The 18,884-nt window shown below is 35.0% G+C and carries 14 protein-coding genes and 1 pseudogene; 10 read left to right on the top strand and 5 right to left on the bottom strand.

Translation table 11 applies throughout. The annotated features are described in order from the left end of the window. The first annotated feature begins 21 nt into the window (after nt 1–21). The 8 genes from ACH3O9_RS07485 (at nt 22) to ACH3O9_RS07520 (ending at nt 6,734) form a co-directional block, all read left to right on the top strand. Complete coding sequence (locus ACH3O9_RS07485) at nt 22–1,101, top strand: sensor histidine kinase (RefSeq protein ID WP_416445852.1); 1,080 nt, start codon at nt 22–24, stop codon at nt 1,099–1,101. Between the two features lie 15 nt (nt 1,102–1,116). Next, the gene (locus ACH3O9_RS07490) at nt 1,117–2,445 is read left to right on the top strand and encodes a sigma-54-dependent transcriptional regulator (RefSeq protein WP_416445854.1); all 1,329 of its coding nucleotides are present in this window, start codon (nt 1,117–1,119) and stop codon (nt 2,443–2,445) included. A gap of 473 nt (nt 2,446–2,918) precedes the next feature. Then, a complete protein-coding gene (locus tag ACH3O9_RS07495) occupies nt 2,919–4,226 on the top strand; it encodes a Glu/Leu/Phe/Val family dehydrogenase (protein ID WP_416445856.1) in 1,308 nt (435 codons plus the stop codon). Between the two features lie 26 nt (nt 4,227–4,252). Next, nucleotides 4,253–4,672 carry a GreA/GreB family elongation factor gene (locus tag ACH3O9_RS07500; protein ID WP_416445858.1) on the top strand — a complete coding sequence of 140 codons (420 nt, stop codon included), beginning with the start codon at nt 4,253–4,255 and terminating at the stop codon, nt 4,670–4,672. Nucleotides 4,673–4,684: 12 nt separating this feature from the next. Further along, on the top strand, nt 4,685–5,101 hold the full coding sequence (locus ACH3O9_RS07505) for a hypothetical protein (protein WP_416445860.1): 417 nt from the start codon (nt 4,685–4,687) through the stop codon (nt 5,099–5,101). Nucleotides 5,102–5,112: 11 nt separating this feature from the next. Then, nucleotides 5,113–5,502: a hypothetical protein gene (locus ACH3O9_RS07510; RefSeq protein WP_416445862.1), complete on the top strand. Its 390-nt coding sequence runs from the start codon at nt 5,113–5,115 to the stop codon at nt 5,500–5,502. Between the two features lie 15 nt (nt 5,503–5,517). Beyond that, complete coding sequence (locus tag ACH3O9_RS07515; RefSeq protein WP_416445864.1) at nt 5,518–6,297, top strand: universal stress protein; 780 nt, start codon at nt 5,518–5,520, stop codon at nt 6,295–6,297. Nucleotides 6,298–6,509: 212 nt separating this feature from the next. Further along, the gene (locus ACH3O9_RS07520; protein ID WP_416445866.1) at nt 6,510–6,734 is read left to right on the top strand and encodes a hypothetical protein; all 225 of its coding nucleotides are present in this window, start codon (nt 6,510–6,512) and stop codon (nt 6,732–6,734) included. A gap of 137 nt (nt 6,735–6,871) precedes the next feature. Here ACH3O9_RS07520 and ACH3O9_RS07525 read toward each other — a convergent pair. The 5 genes and pseudogenes from ACH3O9_RS07525 to ACH3O9_RS07545 all read right to left on the bottom strand — a co-directional run bounded on the left by ACH3O9_RS07525 (nt 6,872) and on the right by ACH3O9_RS07545 (nt 13,830). Then, a pseudogene (locus ACH3O9_RS07525) lies at nt 6,872–8,353 on the bottom strand (potassium/proton antiporter). Between the two features lie 266 nt (nt 8,354–8,619). Then, on the bottom strand, nt 8,620–9,186 hold the full coding sequence (locus ACH3O9_RS07530) for a DUF3124 domain-containing protein (RefSeq protein WP_416445868.1): 567 nt from the start codon (nt 9,184–9,186) through the stop codon (nt 8,620–8,622). Between the two features lie 261 nt (nt 9,187–9,447). Continuing rightward, nucleotides 9,448–11,106, bottom strand: coding sequence for a tetratricopeptide repeat-containing sensor histidine kinase (locus ACH3O9_RS07535; protein WP_416445870.1), 1,659 nt, complete (start codon nt 11,104–11,106; stop codon nt 9,448–9,450). Nucleotides 11,107–11,267: 161 nt separating this feature from the next. Further along, nucleotides 11,268–12,914, bottom strand: coding sequence for a tetratricopeptide repeat-containing sensor histidine kinase (locus ACH3O9_RS07540; protein WP_416445872.1), 1,647 nt, complete (start codon nt 12,912–12,914; stop codon nt 11,268–11,270). 250 nt (nt 12,915–13,164) lie between these two features. Further along, nucleotides 13,165–13,830: a DNA-binding response regulator gene (locus ACH3O9_RS07545; RefSeq protein WP_416445874.1), complete on the bottom strand. Its 666-nt coding sequence runs from the start codon at nt 13,828–13,830 to the stop codon at nt 13,165–13,167. Nucleotides 13,831–14,234: 404 nt separating this feature from the next. On the opposite strand from ACH3O9_RS07545, the gene ACH3O9_RS07550 reads away from it, so the two are divergent. Both ACH3O9_RS07550 and ACH3O9_RS07555 read left to right on the top strand, forming a co-directional pair. Next, the gene (locus ACH3O9_RS07550) at nt 14,235–15,299 is read left to right on the top strand and encodes a polysaccharide deacetylase family protein (RefSeq protein ID WP_416445876.1); all 1,065 of its coding nucleotides are present in this window, start codon (nt 14,235–14,237) and stop codon (nt 15,297–15,299) included. A gap of 418 nt (nt 15,300–15,717) precedes the next feature. After that, the gene (locus ACH3O9_RS07555) at nt 15,718–18,882 is read left to right on the top strand and encodes a SusC/RagA family TonB-linked outer membrane protein (protein WP_416445878.1); all 3,165 of its coding nucleotides are present in this window, start codon (nt 15,718–15,720) and stop codon (nt 18,880–18,882) included. The last annotated feature ends 2 nt before the right edge of the window (nt 18,883–18,884 follow it).

Below are 18,884 nucleotides of genomic sequence, written 5' to 3' on the forward strand. Positions count from 1 at the left end.
TAAACAATAAATGAAGAAATTATGACTCGTACTGAAGAAGCCCTAAAGGAAAGAATCAAAGAGCTTACCTGTCTCTACGAAATTTCATCAATTATAGTAAATGCAAATGTAGAGCAGATACAAGAGACTTTTAAGGCCATTGGCTTCAGTCTAAAAAAAGGCTTTCAGTTTCCCAGTCTCACGGAAATTGCCGTAAAAACGTCTTATGGAGTGATAGAAACAGGTTCTATTAATAATATTTTGAACTTATCTTCTAATATAAGTGTATTTAATAAGCCACATGGAAAAATTATAGCATCCTTGACTGATGATAAAAGTTCGTTTTTAAAGGAAGAAAAACAATTACTGGACAGTGTAGCGTTAAAAATAGGAAACCTGCTGGAACGTATTGAGATACAGCAAAACGAAACCTCACTTAAAAGGCAAATGGAAAGGGCTGATAGGCTTTCTATTCTGGGTGAATTGACCGCTGGTATCGCCCACGAACTCAATACACCGCTCGCTAATATTTTAGGCTTTGCAGAACTATTAAAAGAAGATTTTGGCAGCAACCAGCGAGTGGGTAAAGATCTTGACAAAATCATTAGTAATGCCATATTTTCACGGGAAGTGGTCAAGAAACTGATGTTCTTTGCATGCGAGATGCCCCAGCAAATGAAGAAGGTCAACATCGTCCCAAGTATTAAAAATGCTATAACGTTGCTCGATCCCACCTTCAGAAAAGAAGAGGTAAAATACATTGTAAAAATTGAAGAAGAGGAATTATGGCTAAAAGCAGATACCATCCAACTCACACAGATTATTTTTAACTTGATCATCAATGCTATCTATTTTTCTCCTAAAAATGGACTGGTTACCATTGAAGCGCTTCAGTCTAAACATCAAATAATATTAAAAATATCAGACGAAGGAAACGGGTTGTCTGAAGAAGCACTTGAAAAAGTCTTTCAACCCTTCTATACTACAAAGCCTATCGGGGAAGGCTCTGGCCTGGGTCTAAGCGTTGTGCATGGCATTGTAGCAAGCCATAATGGTACTATCATAGCCGAAAACAATATACGGGAAGGAGCATCTTTTACAGTTAAACTTCCCAAAACTTAATTACTTTGTAGTATTATGCTATTTAAAAAGGAAAACATATTAATTGTAGATGACGACATCAACATTTTGGAGTTGCTGCAGCGTCACTTGCAGTCTTGGAACTACCATACCTACAAGGCAGTTTCTGTGAAAGAAGGGGTTCAAATCTTACGGGATACAAAAATTGATCTGCTGATAACAGATTTAAAAATGCCAGAAATAGATGGCTTTGAACTGATAAAATTTGTTTCAGAGCATTATCCCAAACTTCCCAAACTTGTTGTAACCGGATATCCTTCGGTGCAGGATTCGCTTGTGACTATAAAAGCGGGGGTAATTGAATATGTTACAAAACCATTTACTAAAGATGAATTGGGTGCTGCTATAGATAAAGCACTTGGTAGTGAAAAAGATTCTGCTAGAGCTTCTGCGAAAGTTGAAATTCATAAGGATGATCCATATGGTGAAATCATCGGCAAATCAGAAAAGATCAATAATATTATTCAAATCATTGAGCGGGTAAAAGATAATAAAGCCACGATTTTTATCAAGGGTGAGAGCGGAACGGGTAAAGAACTGGTGGCGCGTGCCATTCACTACCAGGGTAAGTTTTCAAGAGCTCCATTTATTGCGGTAAATTGTGGAGGCATTCCAGAAAATCTCTTGGAAGCAGAACTTTTTGGTTATACCAAGGGCGCTTTTACAGGAGCAGAAAAAAACCGTGATGGATTCTTTCAAGCTGCCAATGGCGGCACCATTTTCCTAGATGAAATAGGCAATGCATCTATGGCAGTACAGTCTAGATTGTTGCGTGTTCTTCAGGAAAAAGAAGTGATAAAAGTTGGGGCTCAAAAAGCAGAGAAAGTTGATGTGCGCATAATTGCAGCAACTAATAGTGACCTGAAGAAAATGATCAAGAGAGAAACTTTTAGGGAAGATCTTTTTTACAGACTTACTGTTGTTGAAATTAATGTGGCTCCACTTCGAGAACGCAAGGATGATATTCCCCTATTGGTAGACAAATTCTTGTTTAAATATGGTGTAGAATATAAAGACAGGTTTGTTAAAATAAATCCAGAAGCTTTAGCTGTTTTACAACGCTATAACTGGCCTGGAAACATTCGAGAACTGGAGAATGTGATACAGCGCGCTGTAATTATGTGCGATAAAATCGTAGAGATTGAGCATCTGCCTGATTCATTAAAGTTTCATATTGACTTCCCAGATGATAAGTTACTCCCACTTAAAGAGATGGAAAAGCGCTATATTCAAAAAGTGTTAAATGCCACAGATAATAATAAAACCAAAGCTGCCGCTATTTTGGGTATTGATCGTAAAACGATACGACACAAACTTGCAGAGTGATCATTTCTGAGTGATACATTTTACCCCCTGGCGGGTAATTATGCACCACTTCCAATTTTCTCTTATAATTATAAATAGCATATAAACCCTTGTTTTACAAGGGTTTTCTGGTTTAGGGATACTTTCTTATTTCCCATGGTACACCCCTTGCATCTTGGTAAATAAATTAGAACAATGCTTATGAAGCCAAATCCATTTAATATATGTCCTACGTGCATGCATCGGGAAACCTGTGTGCTAACTGATCAAAAGAGCCAAGTTTGGTCATGCAGCGAATATGATGCAGAAGTGGTTCAAGAAATTATTTTATCACAATCTAAACAATCGAATATTCGAGAGCAACATCCAGAAAATGTCAGCCGCTAATTGAATATTAACTATAAGATTAAAAAGTCTTTCAATGTGTTTCCAAGGGCTATGGGATTCTTAGAAGAGGCATTGATGACGTATTAAATACATTTAAAATAAAAAAGATGATGAATATGTTAACAGTAAAACCAAAGAATTCAATCAAAAAATTGCCTTTAAAAGGGATGATGAATAATGTGATGGAGCAATTTAACCGAGCTGCTGACCGAATAGATCTTCATCCCAATATTCGTAGGATATTGAGTATTACCAATAATGAGATTCTAGTCAATTTTCCGGTAAAAATGGACAACGGCGAAGTGGAGATTTTTACAGGCTACCGGGTACAGCACAATAATGCACTAGGTCCATACAAAGGTGGTTTGCGTTACCATCCCACAGTTGATATTGATGCAGCAAGAGCCCTTGCCATGTGGATGACCTGGAAAACCTCTCTTGCAGGTCTGCCTTACGGTGGTGGTAAAGGAGGTATTCAGTTAGATCCTTCAAAATATTCTCAGGGGGAATTAGAACGTATAACCCGAAGGTTTACGTTTGCTTTAGCAGATAATATTGGGCCAGAGCATGATATTCCGGCTCCAGATGTAAATACGAATAGTCAGACTATGGCATGGATTGCGGATACTTATATGAGCACGCGTCCGCCGGCAGAGCGCAGTGCCAACCAGCATGTGGTCACGGGTAAACCCGATGGCAGTGGTGGTCTCGAAGGCCGTGATCGAGCTACAGGATACGGAGTGTTTTTGAATATAAAATTTTGGATGCAGCGTAATCATGAAACTCTTGAAGGTAAAAAGTTTATCGTTCAAGGCTTTGGTAATGTAGGCTACTGGACAGCCCATTTTCTTGAAAAAGAAGGTGCGATATTAGTGGCAGTGCAGGATGCCTGGAGCAGTATTGAAAATCAAAACGGTATTGATGTAGAAAAACTTTCAAATTATATTACATCTAATAATGGGAGTATTGGTGGATTTTCAGAAGCATACGCAGTAGATAAAGAAGAGTTCTTTGGCATTCAATGCGACATCTGTATTCCGGCAGCACTGGGCAATCAGATTACAAAAAATAACGCCCCACAAATCAACGCGCGTTTAATAGCTGAAGGTGCTAATGGACCTACCAACGTTGAGGGTGAGAAAATTTTGTTAGAGCGTGGGATAACCATTATCCCAGACATATTGTGCAATTCTGGTGGAGTGGTTGGCAGCTATTTTGAATGGTTACAGAACCGTAACGGTGAGCTATGGCAACTGGACGAAGTCATAACAAAACTTCATAAAAAGATGAAAGAATCTTTTGACAAAGTCTATGAGTATTCTGAACGTGAATCCATTGATATGCGTACGGCAGCTTATTGCATCGCCATTAAACGCATTGAAAAGGCCTACATCCAAAGAGGTATTTTCCCATAAAGTATAATCCTAAAATATATAAAGAAATGAAGTACGGAAGTTTAATAATAGAAAAGAAGGAGTATGTGTATTTAAAGCGCATACTAAATATTTCGGGTTATGCGGAAGATCTAGAAACTAGAAAATCAGTGGAAAGACTATTTGAAGAATTAAAAAGTGCAATGATAGTAGATGAAGTAGATATGCCCGAAGATGTTGTTCGTTTCAACAGTTCGGTTACGGTTTCTTCGAATAAAGGATGGAAAAAATCTTTACAACTTGTTATACCCTTAGAGAAGGATTTTAAACAAGATAAGATATCAATTCTTACCCCAATGGGCGCAGCCCTATTAGGTTATTCAGAAGAAGATACATTTGAGTGGGAATTTCCGAATGGAAGGCAAGAACTTAAAATTGAAGTTGTAAAACAAGATGAGAATCAGAAAAGAATCGAAGTGCCTATTTAAAAAGAGAACATTATGAAAGCATTTGAAACACAAATATATAATCATGATCACGAAGTAGATGTGAGCCATAAGATAAATACCATAGAACTAGATAATTGGATCAACCACTTAAAATACATCAAGAAGGAATTGCAAAATCTTATTGATTTATGTGCAAATGATTTGAGCAAAAAACTGGAAGATGAAAGCATTCTTCAAAAATTTAAAAAGAAAGAAACTGAAAACGATACGTTATTGAGTGCGCTCCACAACTATATGAGTTCAAGAGATGGAATAGTCGAGTGTGAAGATACACAATGCGATATGGCATTTATCACAGATCATGAAAGTTACAGGCGCAGTTATTTATACCATTTAGATAAGTACAGAAGATTGAAGGATGAATTTTTTAGTAAAGTGAAAGGGAAGTTTTCATTGATTAATGATTAAGTAAAGCACAATTGGAAATCACATTGTCTTTTAAAATTGAGTCTCATAGAAAATTATGCATCAAAAAGGATCTCATTGAATTGAGCCAATGGATTGAAACAATTGAAAGCATCAATTCTGAGCTCGATTATTTAAAGTTAATTGAGCAACAACTCATTAAAAGTGGATCTATTCAGATTAACCTTCAGGGATTGCGAAGAAAAAGCATTTTGGTAATGGGTTCCCTTTGTCAGTATGAGCAAGAATTAAGAAAAGAATTGGAATATGGAAAGCGGGAATATGATTTGGTCAGAGCTAAAGAACATGAGAAAAAAAGAGATCATTATTCCGTGTTGATAAATGAGTTCAGAGATCTTAAAAAAATAATTTATATAAACTTATCTAAGTACCAACGGAGATAAAAAATAAATAGCGTTATGAAAAAGATTCTTATACCACTCGATTTCAAATTCAATAGATACCATGCTATTGAATATGCAGTTAAATTCTTTAAACGAGAGGAGTGTGAATTTTATTTTCTCAATACATATACCTATAATATTGGGGGATTAAATGCCATACAACTTCTGCAAGCAGATGATGATTGGTTTGAAAAACCAAAAAATGACTCTATTGATGGTTTGGGCGGTGCAATTCAAAAATTCACTCTAACCAGTCATAATAAAAAGCACCGATTCAATGCAATTTCTGAATGTTCCGATTTGATTGAAGGTATCAGGAAAACTATTAAAGAAGTTAATATAGATTTAGTGATTCTTACCTTAAAAAACAGGATAGATAACAAAGTTGATAGATATAGCAAAAATGCAAAAAGAGTACTGGAAAATATCAGGGAATGTCCTGTTATGATAATACCTTCCTCTGCACATTTAAAGAAGTGTCCGGAATTCGTATTGGTTTCCAACTTCGAAATCGAAATGCCTGAAGCCAAAATTGCCAATTGGTACGAGCTTGTTAAAATTACTAAAGGAACAGTCAAGCTCGTCGTTTTATGTGGATTAAGCAGCAGGACATCTATCCAAACCACTAATGTGAAAAAAGTTTGTTCTCAGATAGAGGTGTATACAGGAATCTCAATAAGTACAGAATATCTAGAAACAGAAGATGATTTAAAACATTTTGTTAATAGCCATTCAGAATATATAATATGCGTTATAGACAGAAAACCAGATTTTTGGGAGAAGATATGGTCTTAGTCAATCCAGGATAATCAATCTGGGTCCTTTCGAAGCTACACCGTTAATCGCACTACACAGCTAACGTTAAATTATATAGATTGGTAATAGAAAAATTTAATAGAATTGAAATATATACATATTTTTTTCATTATTGAAGGGAAGTGATGATGAATGAACCCCAAATTTTTATTAATTAAATTTGCAATATGATTATTTTGAAAAAAATGAATATGAATATCGTACAAGAAGCTATTGATTTTGAAAAGTCAAAGATGAGCAATATGTCTACGAGCGATCGTATTAATGCCTCCCGGGAAGCAAAACGATTTATTTTAGGTATTAATGAAATATATAAAGAAACGAATGATCCCGATTTAATGGAGTTGATGAAAAGACTGACGGCAAAAAAGAAGAAAATCGAGGTAAGACTCAATGGTAGGCCAGAAGCTATTTAATTGATTTCTTTATTATAAGAAATACCAGGCTTTATTTCCAAACGGTTTTATACAAAGTATTAGAATCAAAATATTCTGATATACATATCTATGTATTTTTGAATATAATAAAAATGCTAAAATGACGGGTCTGTAAATTAAACTCTGTCTGGACGTATGTATGTTTTAAATGTTTTGTCTACTTCGTCAAAAATGCTAGATCTGTCAGCAAGAACAATTAGAATGTCATCTGCTTCAATTTTTGTTGTACCGTTTGGTATTATATAGCTATCATCTCTTTTAATCATTGCTATTATCGCATTTTTAGGAAAGCCTAGTTCTACAATTTTCTTATCTACTGCAAAGCAGTCACGAGTTATTAACATTTCTTTCATTTCGGCCTTAGGATTCTCTGCCAATAGTAAATCAGTTGGAGTCAATTTCTTTGCTTGTTCGGGTAATGAAACATTTAGCCATTTTGCAACAATTGAAAGGGTCGTTCCTTGAATTAAAATGGAGGTAACCGAAATGAAGAACACAACGTTAAAAATCATATGCGCCTTATCAATTCCCTCCAGAAGCGGATAAGTTGCAAACACAATAGGAACAGCGCCACGCAATCCAACCCAGGAAATGTAAAGTCTTCGTCTCAGTTTCATTTTGAAAAACATAAGGCTAAGAAATACGCCTATAGGTCGAGCAACAAATATCAGAAATAATGAAATGAGTAGCCCAATACCCATATACGGGATGATTTGAGAAGGAAAAACAAGTAAACCCAAAGTGAGGAACAAAACAATTTGCATTAACCAAGCTAGACCATCAAACATTTTTAAAATGGTTTTTTTATGTATCAGGTCCTGATTACCTAAGTAGACTGAACAAAGATAAATGGCTAGAAATCCGTTACCACCTATAAAATCTGTGGCAGAAAATGTAATGAACATGAGGGCGATAACCAAAACAGGATAAAGCCCTTCAAAGTCGAGTTTTATTTTATTTATGATGAATTTGCTCACTACACCAAAGGCAAAACCTACGATACCACCCAGAATCATTTGTTGTAAAAATACTGGGATTATAGATATTACACTTTTGTCTTGATTAACTACCAAAGTTAAAAATGCAATAGTCAACACATATGCCATAGGGTCGTTACTACCACTTTCTAATTCTAAAGTGGGTCTAAGATTGGTTTTTAAGGCGAGGCTTTTTGAACGTAGAATTGAAAATACGGCTGCTGCATCTGTTGATGACACGATGGAACCTAATAACAGACTTTCATAAATAGTGAAGTCCGTAACAAACCATACAAAGCTGCCAAGAGAAATTGCTGTGAGCAAAACCCCTAAAGTGGATAATGCAATTCCTTCACGTAGAATAGGTTTAACGGTTGTCTAATGAGTATCGAGCCCCCCAGAAAATAAGATAAAGTTAAGGGATACTATCCCGATGAATTGAGCCAGTTTAGGATCATCAAAATGAATATCTCCTATTCCATCAGAACCTGCCAACATTCCAATTGCCAAAAAGAGTAATAAAGTAGGAACACCAAACTTATAAGAAGTCTTACCTGCAATAATACTTACAAGAAGTAATAATGACCCAACTAATAATATGTTTTCAATTGTTAAATGCATTATATTTCTTATTATGTGTTATTCACAAAGATAAGTGTAACTATATTTTCCTGATCAGGTTTTACTTCTTAAGAAACTTTTGATTGTCGATTAAAAGAGGTAATTCACATGAAATTTTGAAGCCGTTCCAAAACTAAACGAGAAGTAATAGACGCACGAGCCGTCCTCTTCTTTTTATCAATTCCATAAGATACTTTGGTAGTTTCAAGATATGCAGAAATTGATAACAGGGCGATGACAGCAAAAATAACAAATGTATTCAGACGTTATTTGACTCGTACTGCGTGTGTAGTAAATGAAAGTCCTTGCTGACTCATAGTTGAACTCATTATTCCTTCAAATAATGGTTCTGGACTGTTTTGTGGAATATTCCACTCAAAAATAAAATTTGAGCCTGTTCCTCCAGAGGTGTCTATCTCATCTATGATTATCTCTGTGGTTTCCATTGGTGCTAAAAAGATGGGATTATCAAAATATTTTCTGATTGATTTCCCGTGAGTGTCGTAATATTCCGCTTTTAAAATATAAATGGTATCGGAATCGCTGGTATTTCTTAAACTTACCATTGCTGTTAAATTGTGCGTTTTATGTTCTGAAAGACTGTAAATCTGGGAATAAATAGAAAGATAAGATTTTCCGAATTCAAGCGAATCCTCTGTATTTATTACCGCGCTTCGTTTTGACCAGTTTTCTGGGTTCATCGAACTAACTTCTTTATTTTCGTTACAACTTATTATCAAAATAGCGATAATAAGTAATACTATTGTAATTGTCTCACTTTGTCGTAGCTTAAAATTCTTTGCCTCTCTACCCATTGTTCTTTCTATAATCATAAAAAAGAAAATTAGTACATCTTATTTTAATTTTCGGATGATTTTAATATTTTTTGTACTCATGTACGAGCATCTTTTATTCAGTTGCTTTGTTAAAGTTTGTTAAATTTTAGAAAGGGAGGAATTCGAGAGTTATTAAAATTTGAACATTCCGTAGGCCTTATAAACACTCAAAAATTCAGTTTTTGGTTGATCCCATCTTCTCCACATTAGAAAAGGTTTCAAGAGTTTACTTTTGAAGCCTTTTTTTATTTATGAAAGCTATAGAAGAATATCAACTTTAAAGCCTTTCCCACGTTCAGAATCAAAATCGATTTTTCCCTTTAAGGCTTTAATTCTATATTCTAAATTTTGTAACCCATTGTTCTTTTTAAAATCACCGCCTATACCATTGTCTTTATATGCGATGTTTAATTTATTCCCTTTTTGAGAAAAGCTTATCAAAGCAAAATTTGACCGGCTGTGTTTTCTATTGTTGGTCATTAGTTCTTTTAACACAATATAAAGCGTCTTCTTTTTTAACGGGTTTAAGGTTTCCCATTCTATCTTATGATCATTTTTCACAATCACATTAAAATCATCACTTTTATATGCTGCAAGCATTGTGGTTAACTGTTCATAAAAGTCTGTATGTTCATATATAGGGTTGTGATCTCTTGAGATATTCCTCGTTTTTGAATAAATTAGATCTAATTCATCAATAATCTCTTCAGGTATTTCTGGTAATGCCTGTAGTTGAGCCATAACCTGAAATGTGTCATTAGCCAGCTCGTCGTGTAGTTTTTTTGATATTCGGGTTTCGGTATCAAAAATAGTCTCGAGTTGTTTCTTTTCGCGGTTAGCGAGTATAATATAAATGATAACACTAAAAATAATTATGCTGAGAATAACAAGGCCCAGATACACCGTTTTCTCCTGTTTTTCTCTAGCATTTTGAAGTAATGCGAGTTGAGTCTGCTCTTTTTCTTTATCCACGTCATATTTCATCGCGGCATATTTGTTCTCTTTAAGTTGGCGCGCTTTTTCTATACTATCATTTAAAAATTGAAACCTATTAGTGTTTCTATTATTATCTAAAGATGCTAAAAGGTTTAAAGCCTCTAGCTCATAGCTAGGATCTTTAATTTCTTTAGAAAGTGCCAAAGCCTTTTTAGCAAATACGTTTGCTTTTTCAACTCTGGAGTTTTGTTTATAGTAATGGGATAGATGTCTATAATTTGAAAAAAGCCCAATAGTATCTTTAAGTTCTTCTCTTAATTGAAGGGATTCTGAAAGATGCTGAAAACCTTGTTTATTATTAGATAGAAATTCGCTGAAACCAAGGTTGTCAAGTATGTAGGCTTTTAAAAAAGGATTTTTATTATTTTCGACCAGTTTTAGAGCGTGCTTTAATGTGTCTATCGATTTAGTGAAATTATTTTTTTCACGTAAAACATTTGAGATATTTAAAAAGATGGATATACTATCTCTACTATTTTTAGCAGTATTTAAACTTCGAGAATATAAATCAAGACTTTTATCGTACCATTTTATATTGTTGTATAAAACCCCCAGGAGAGAATAAATCCTTTTTCGGGCGTCTTGAGAAATGGAAGATTTAGAGTTTTTGTGAAGATCTAAGGCTTTAATAAGCGTTTTTTCACTTTCAACGAAATCTCCAATATTGTATTCACCATTTGCAATTATTTCCAGATCATTAGCAGCTTTTAAAATATGATTATTTTTTAGGTGCTTTTTATATTGATCATAGTAATACGTCAGGGCATCATTATAAGCTTTAGGATTTTCTGTTTTTAATAAAACCTTGTAGTAAAAAGAAGAACTGTCAATTGATTTTTTTGAGGTATTCTGTCCCAGTATAGTTTGAAAAGTGAAGAAGCTTATCACTACAAAGAAGAATAAATTCTGCTTGGTTTTCATTCTACTAAAGTAAATATTTATATTAAAGATGTGCTTGTATAATCCCTCTAGACTTATATGTGCGTTGGTTTGAAGAGTGTCATGACAGACAGGCATTTAAAATATGTGCGTGAGATGTATTGTCTTTGTGGCTAATTTTGAATTATGCCGTTTAGAAGAAATTATATAAGAATATCGACTTTAAAGCCTTTTTCTTTTTCAGAATTAAAATCAATTTTTCCCTTTAAAGCTTTAATTCTATACTCTAAATTTTGCAACCCATTATTCTTTTTTAAATCACCGCCTATACCGTTGTCTTTATATGCGATGTTTAATTTATTCCCTTTTTGAGAAAAGCTTATTAAAGCAAAATTTGACCGGCTGTGTTTTCTATTATTGGTCATTAGTTCTTTCAACACAATATAAACCGTCTTCTTTTTTAACGGGTTTAAGGTTTCCCATTCTATTTTTTGATCATTTTTCACGATCACATTAAAATCATCACTTTTATATGCTGCAAGCATTGTGGTTAACTGTTCATAAAAGTCTGTATGTTCATATATAGGGTTGTGATCTCTTGAGATATTCCTTGTTTTAGAATAAATTAGATCTAATTCATCAATAATCTCTTCCGGTATTTCTGGTAATGCTTGTAGTTGGGCCATAACCTGAAATGTGTCATTAGCGAGCTCGTCGTGTAGTTTTTTTGATATTCTGGTTTCGGTATTAAAAATAGTCTCGAGTTGTTTCTTTTTGCGGTTAGCGAGTATAATATAAATGATAACACTAAAAATAATTATACTGAAAATAACAAGGCCCAGATACACCGTTTTCTCCTGTTTTTCTTTAGCATTCTGAAGTAATGCGAGTTGAGTCTGCTCTTTTTCTTTATCCACGTCGTATTTCATCGCGGCATATTTGTTCTCTTTAAGTTGGCGCGCTTTCTCTATACTGTCTGTTAGATTTTTAAATGTAATTATCAGAGGATCTTGATCTATGAGTACGTATTGCCCTAATGAATTGGCAAGATATTCTGCAGAATTAATTTTTTTAGCGATTGCATAACTCTTTTCAAAATAAAGTTTAGCCTTTATATAGTCTTGGGATGCGATATAATACTCTGTAAGATCAGCGTAACTGGAGTATTGACCTGTTAAATCTTTTTCTTCAATTCTATATGCTAATGCGGTTTGAATTGAACTTAAGGCATTTTCATCGCCCATTTTAAATTGTACATAGCCCAAATTAGAAAGTACCCTGGCATATTGTTTTTTGTTTTCTGTGGAAGCGATCTTAAGCGTTTCTTTTAAAATTTCTTCTGCTAAATCATACTGCTTTAAGTCTTTATAAATGTTAGATTTATTATTAAAGATACTTATGCTATCTTTTTTTGATTGAGAAAAACTAAGCGCTTTGTCATAAAATAGTAAGGCCTCTTCATAATCATTAAGCCTTCTGTAAATTATTCCTAACTGATTATTTAACCCTAATCGCAAATTTGCCTGCACGCCAGCAGGAAGATTTTCTAAAAGACGAAGAGCAAATACGACTGTTTGCTCACTATCATTTAGAAACCCATATTCTGATTGTCCATTTGCAATAAGGCGTAAATTTTGTATGGCAGATAATGTATCCCTATTACGTAATGAAATATTTACTCTGTTCTCAAAGAAAGCAGTTGCTTTTTGAAATTCAGTATAGTCTGTAGGGTTGCTAATAGTGTGGTAGTAATAAAGTAGACTATCTTTTTTTATGGGACTTTGGGCATAGTTTTGAGAAGCTGTGAATATTAAAATAAAAAAGAGGAGTGCATAAGCCTTTACTTTCATACCTCTAAAATAGATATAAATATTAAAGATGTGCTTGTACAAATAAGCAACACTCATGTAATAGGCATTGCAGATAAGTAAATTCTAATTCCGAATTAAAAGAAAGTGAATGTATGTCAACTGAATATGAGCGCAAGACTCCTATAATATTGAAAAAAATTATTTTCGCTTAGTTTCTCTTTTAGCAATTCTATAGCCATAGGCAGTAGAGACAGAATTACAATACCTGGAATAACAATTTAAAAATGTATTATATTAGACCAATATCTTTTACAATAGCAACCAGATGTGTGGCATTGTTTGCCTTAAATTGTATACGTAAGCGATTTAAGCGTTTTTCTATAGAACTTAGACTGCTGGGACCAACTTTTGTAATTTCAAATTGTTGACTTATCTCTTTATTTGAATAACCTAGTGAGAGGTGGCGCATGAGTTCTATATCATAGTCTTCAATTTCCAGATTTTGATTTTCATTGAAAGCACAAGCTATTTGTGGCGATAGGTATTGTTCGTCGTTTGCGGTAGACCTTATGGCCTGAGTAAGCTCACTTACACCATTGCGACCTTTACACACATAGCTTTTAACACCATACTGTTCTATCAACGTGCGCACCCGTTGTAATTTTTCTTCCATTGAGAACACGATGATCTTAAGGTCTGGATTTTCTTTGTGAACGGCAGCAATTAATTCTTCTCCGGTCTTATAAACTTGTGTACGATGATCTGCTTTAAAAGACAGGTCTGCGATAAGCAGATCATAACGATCTTGCTTGAGCGTAGCACTTTTTAACTTGAGATAAGCATCGTCACAGTATTGTGCAAAATCTACCACTTGCACACCTAATTCGGTTAAAAGATCCTGAAGCATTTTAGAGATGCTACCAAAATCTTCGGCTATAAGAACTTTTTTAAACATTGCTTTACCTTTTACATTCACACCCATATTCTGTTGAGAGTCAAATGTAAGTGTTCTTTTAAAAGCTTCAATACGGGATTCCTCATTCTTAAAAATATCTGCATCCTATTTCGTTTCGCAAGAAATAAAATGAAGTTACTTATAAAAAATCGGTCTAAAACGTCAAAAACCTCACTTTTTGTGGCTAAAAATGAATTCCAGATCCTATAAATGCTTTATCAACAGTTGAAAAAGCGGGCTGTAGCCTTAAATGCTTCAAAAATGATACACACTAGCTGCAAATGTTTCACCTGTTTTGTCAATGCGCAAATATATTTGTTGAAGTATCTATTAGCTGTTATTTAATGAAAAATTCACGAAAACGATTTCGATCGCGATTGAAAAATATATAAGACTTAAAAATTATGAACGTAGTATTCTCTACCTTTTTTGCCCTTCTCTTATTACTCTCATGTTCAAAAGACGCACAGGTAGCAGCAGAACCGGAAGCACAAGCACAACTGGAAACAGCACCAACTGAGACTTCTGCGATCGCTTCTGTATATGAAATAGCTGTCTGGAAAAATTTTACTCAGGCCGCCATAACTCATACATGGGATGACAATACGGCTAACCAGCTCACGGTTGCGTTGCCGCTTTATGACGCATACAATATGCAGACCACCTTTTTTACAGTTACAGATTGGGGGCCTAATTGGGATGTGCTCAAAAAAGCTGCTGCAAATGGGCACGAGGTTGCTTCACATTCTGTAACTCATACTCGTTTTGATGAGCTTAGTGAAGAACAAATAGCTAAAGAGCTAGAAGAGTCACGTGATGCCATTAACGAAAGACTTAATGCGAATGCATGTTTAACATTTGCTTATTCAAATTGTATAGCTGAAGATTACGGACTCACAAAAAAGTTTTACATAGCTGCACGGGATTGTGACGGACAAGTTGAAGCCCCAACGCCAACAGATTTTATGAAGATAAGCTCCTTTTTATGTGGTTCACAATCTAATAATAAAACGGCAGAAAGTTTTAACGCAATAGCTGCAAATGCCTTAAATGAAAATGGCTGGGCAGTTTATCTTTTCCACGGGATTGACAATGATGGCGGTTATTCACCAATTGAATCTGCAGAACTGGAAGAGCACCTTCAGTTTTTAGCAGCTAATAGTGACACGTACTGGGTAGATACTTTTGTAAACATTACTAAATATATAAAAGAGCGTGATACGGCTACAACAAATGAGCTTTCGCAAAGCGAAAACAAAATCACCGCAGAATTAACCGATGACCTTGATGATTCAATCTATAATTATCCGCTTACAGTAAAAAGGGAAATACCTCTAACGTGGGCAGAAGTTGAGGTTACCCAAGACGGTGAGCCCGTTAACTTTTCTATAGAGGAAGGTGATGAGAAAAAGTATGTGATTTTTGATGCCGTACCAGATGCAGGTATCCTATCTATTAAGAAAATATAAGAATATGATTAGCCAATAGAGACAAGCGGCGATAACTTATTATCAAAATATCGTCGTTTCTCTGCTTTAAGTAAAGATAACTGCCTTACAGAATGATACATATTGCCAAAATCACCCTCTTAAAAGGAGATTTTTACCTTGATTTACCCGATTTTTTGAATCAATTATGACTGAAATAGCCATGTTTTATGGGCAATGCTTCAAAATTGATGAAGAGTTGCAACAAAAGTTTTACTCGTTTTATAACTGTGAGAATATATTTGTTCGTAAACGTGAAAGTTTTCTTAACAGATGTGAATCTCTCAAACGATTTCGCAAAAATGAAAATTTAATAAAGTGAGTCTATTTTGACTTATTTAGAATAGTAGCAATTATTTACTGACCCATGTCTAAACCCGTTATTAAAATAAATATGACAATGACAAATCATTTACTTAATGAATTAAGCTCTAAGATTCGAGGTTTGCGCCTTGTGGTCTTATTGAGTCTGATTTCTTTTACTGCGTTCGCGCAAAATACCGTCACCGGAACTGTCACTGATGAATCCGGACCACTGCCCGGGGTTTCTATTCTTTTAAAAGGAACTTCTAACGGAGTGGTTACAGACTTTGATGGAAATTATACAATCGAGAATATTCCTGCAGATGGTGTATTGGTTTTCAGTTTTGTAGGATTTAAAACCAAAGAGATTCCGGTAAATAATCAAACAGAAATAAGTACAACACTTAACATTGATGTTTCTACTCTTGATGAAATTGTAGTTGTAGGTTATGGAAAGATGAAACGTAGCGATCTTACAGGATCTGTGGTTTCAGTTTCCAGCAAAGCAATTGAAGAATCTCTCCCTACAACGATTGATCAGGTTTTACAAGGGCGTGCAGCAGGGGTGCAAATTCAGCAAAATAGTGGTGCGCCAGGATCGAGCTCTTCAATCCGCATACGAGGTATTAGCTCACTTAATGGATCTAATGAACCTATTTTCGTAATAGATGGTGTTATTATAGACAGTAGTACAGGTTCAGGAAGTCAAAATGCGCTGGCATCAATAAACCCGTCAGATATTGTTTCACTTGACGTATTAAAAGATGCATCTGCCACGGCTATTTATGGTTCAAGAGCTGCAAATGGTGTGATCATTATCACAACTAAACGTGGTAAAAACGGGCAGGCATCAATCACTTATGATAGTTATGTAGGTTTTCAGGAAATACCAAATAAGCTGGAATTGCTAAATCTTCAGGAATATGCAATTCATAAAAATACAAGAGCAGATTTAGGTATCGTTCAACGTGATCCTAACTTTATTCGTCCTGAATTATTAGGTGATGGTACAGACTGGCAAGCTGCTATGTTCTCAAGAGCCATGATGCAAAGTCATAACTTGTCTATTTCTGGTGGAAATGAGAAAAGTACTTACTCAATGGGGATAGGTTATTTAGACCAGGAAGGTATTGCTCTGGGTTCGTCATTTGACAGATTTAACCTTAGAGGTGTTTTTGATTCACAAGTAAAAGATTATTTAAAAGTAGGGATCAATTTTGCATTTAATAATTCTCATCAAAAAACTACGGTTTCAGACCAAGCATTAATTTTAACTGCTTTAAGACAAACTCCTAACGTTGCAGTACGTAATGCTGATGGTTCTTTTGACGGGCCAGATACTGACGAATTTGTGCAGAATAACCCAGTAGGTCTTGCAAGTATTAGGGACAACAGAAATGAAGGAGCGGGTATAAGAGCAAACACTTTCGCTGAAGCGACTTTGATAGAAGGTCTTACGTTTAGAACAGAATATGCTATTGACTATAATTTTTCAAATACATATACTTTTAACCCTTCTTACAGATTTGGTGCTATAGTAAATGACATTAGAGAAGGTTCTCGTACTAAAGCTTACAGCAAGTACTGGAATTTTAAAAACGTATTAACCTATGATCGTAGTTTTGGTGTACATAACATCAACGCCATATTAGGTCAGGAATATCAAGAATCTCATTATGAGAATTTATACGGTTACCGCACAGGTTATTTAACAAACGGTGCAACAGATTTAAATGCTGGTGATGCTACCACAGCCAGAAACTCAAACTTTAGTAATACAAGTGCGATTAGTTCCCTTTTTGGTAGAGCCTTTTACTCCTATAATGACAAGTACCTTTTAACAGCAACTCTGCGTTACGATGGTTCTTCTAAATTCTATAAAGACAATCGTTGGGGTTGGTTTCCTTCAGCTGCATTGGCCTGGAAATTATCAAATGAAGATTTCTTAAAAGACAATGAATATATCAACAACCTGAAAGTTCGTTTGGGTTGGGGTTCTGTAGGTAATCAAAATGTACCTAACTACGCGTATACTTCAACATACGCTGCTTCTGCTACTAATTGGGGAACAGGATTACTTGCCGCAAATACTGCAAATCAGGATTTGCAGTGGGAAACAACTTATTCTAGTAACCTGGGTGTTGATCTTGCTCTTTTTAATAATCGTATAGAGTTTATCGCAGATGTATATTACAAAAAGACTAAGAATTTGTTATTACAATTACCGTTACCTGCTTATGTGGGTACAACCGGTGTGGGTTCAACTTCTGCACCATGGGTAAATGTAGGTTCACTAGAGAACAAGGGGCTTGAACTTACGCTAAATAGTGTAAACGTAGATACTGAAGACTTTTTATGGAGATCTAATCTGGTTTTCTCTTTAAACAGAAATAAAGTGTTGGCTTTAAATACCGAAACAGGAATTCTAAACAGAACGCTTCAGCAAGGATCTGATATTACCATTGTAACGCGTACTGCAGTTGGCCAGCCTATTGGTCAGTTCTATGGTTATAAAGTGATAGGTCGTTTTGAAGAGGCAACAGATTTCTATTACAGAAACGATGCTGGTGATGTCGTTCCCACTGCTTTACCAGAAGGCTTGACTATAGGTGAAAATGGAGTATGGATAGGAGATTACATTTTTGAAGACATCAACAATGATGGTGTGATCAACGAGCAAGATCGTGATTATATTGGTAATCCTTCCCCAAATTTCACCTTTGGTATAGGTAACACATTTACTTATAAAGGAATTGATCTAAATATTCAACTTTCAGGATCTTACGGTAATGAAGCGGTAAATTATCAAAGACGTTTCTTAGAAAACCCAAGAGAGAACACTAACTTATTGCATTCAGCTTTAGGATATGCAGAACTTGCGTTGATTAATCCTGATGGCCCAACAGATTATCGCAACGTAGAGATTGTGGGTGGCGACAGGTATATGCCTAGAATTGCAGCATCATCTGCGGCGTCAACTTCTAACTTTAGATATAGCAACAGATTTGTTGAAGATGGTTCTTATATGAGAATTCAGAATGTTTCTCTGGGTTATAATTTCCCGAGAGATTTGGTTGAAAAATACGGACTGCTAAACCTTAAAGTTTACACTAATATCCAGAACCTGTACACGTTTACAAAGTATTCTGGATACGATCCTGAAATAGGATCAATAAATCAAGATGCTCTTCTAACAGGCATTGATAACGGTCGTTATCCTACGCCACGTATTTTCACAGTGGGTGTAAATGTAAATTTTTAAAA

Origin of the sequence: Leeuwenhoekiella sp. A16 (assembly GCF_047946675.1) — a bacterium.
Taxonomy (GTDB): Bacteria; Bacteroidota; Bacteroidia; order Flavobacteriales; family Flavobacteriaceae; genus Leeuwenhoekiella.

What these genes read in the sequence shown, in the direction of transcription:
- ACH3O9_RS07490 (WP_416445854.1), top strand. Translation starts at nt 1,117, where the DNA reads ATGCTATTTAAAAAGGAAAACATATTAATTGTAGATGACGACATCAAC.
- ACH3O9_RS07495 (WP_416445856.1), top strand. Translation starts at nt 2,919, where the DNA reads ATGATGAATATGTTAACAGTAAAACCAAAGAATTCAATCAAAAAATTG.
- ACH3O9_RS07550 (WP_416445876.1), top strand. Translation starts at nt 14,235, where the DNA reads ATGAACGTAGTATTCTCTACCTTTTTTGCCCTTCTCTTATTACTCTCA.
- ACH3O9_RS07485 (WP_416445852.1), top strand. Translation starts at nt 22, where the DNA reads ATGACTCGTACTGAAGAAGCCCTAAAGGAAAGAATCAAAGAGCTTACC.
- ACH3O9_RS07540 (WP_416445872.1), bottom strand. Translation starts at nt 12,914, where the DNA reads ATGAAAGTAAAGGCTTATGCACTCCTCTTTTTTATTTTAATATTCACA.
- ACH3O9_RS07555 (WP_416445878.1), top strand. Translation starts at nt 15,718, where the DNA reads ATGACAAATCATTTACTTAATGAATTAAGCTCTAAGATTCGAGGTTTG.
- ACH3O9_RS07545 (WP_416445874.1), bottom strand. Translation starts at nt 13,830, where the DNA reads ATGTTTAAAAAAGTTCTTATAGCCGAAGATTTTGGTAGCATCTCTAAA.
- ACH3O9_RS07500 (WP_416445858.1), top strand. Translation starts at nt 4,253, where the DNA reads ATGAAGTACGGAAGTTTAATAATAGAAAAGAAGGAGTATGTGTATTTA.
- ACH3O9_RS07515 (WP_416445864.1), top strand. Translation starts at nt 5,518, where the DNA reads ATGAAAAAGATTCTTATACCACTCGATTTCAAATTCAATAGATACCAT.
- ACH3O9_RS07535 (WP_416445870.1), bottom strand. Translation starts at nt 11,106, where the DNA reads ATGAAAACCAAGCAGAATTTATTCTTCTTTGTAGTGATAAGCTTCTTC.
- ACH3O9_RS07520 (WP_416445866.1), top strand. Translation starts at nt 6,510, where the DNA reads ATGAATATCGTACAAGAAGCTATTGATTTTGAAAAGTCAAAGATGAGC.
- ACH3O9_RS07505 (WP_416445860.1), top strand. Translation starts at nt 4,685, where the DNA reads ATGAAAGCATTTGAAACACAAATATATAATCATGATCACGAAGTAGAT.
- ACH3O9_RS07530 (WP_416445868.1), bottom strand. Translation starts at nt 9,186, where the DNA reads ATGATTATAGAAAGAACAATGGGTAGAGAGGCAAAGAATTTTAAGCTA.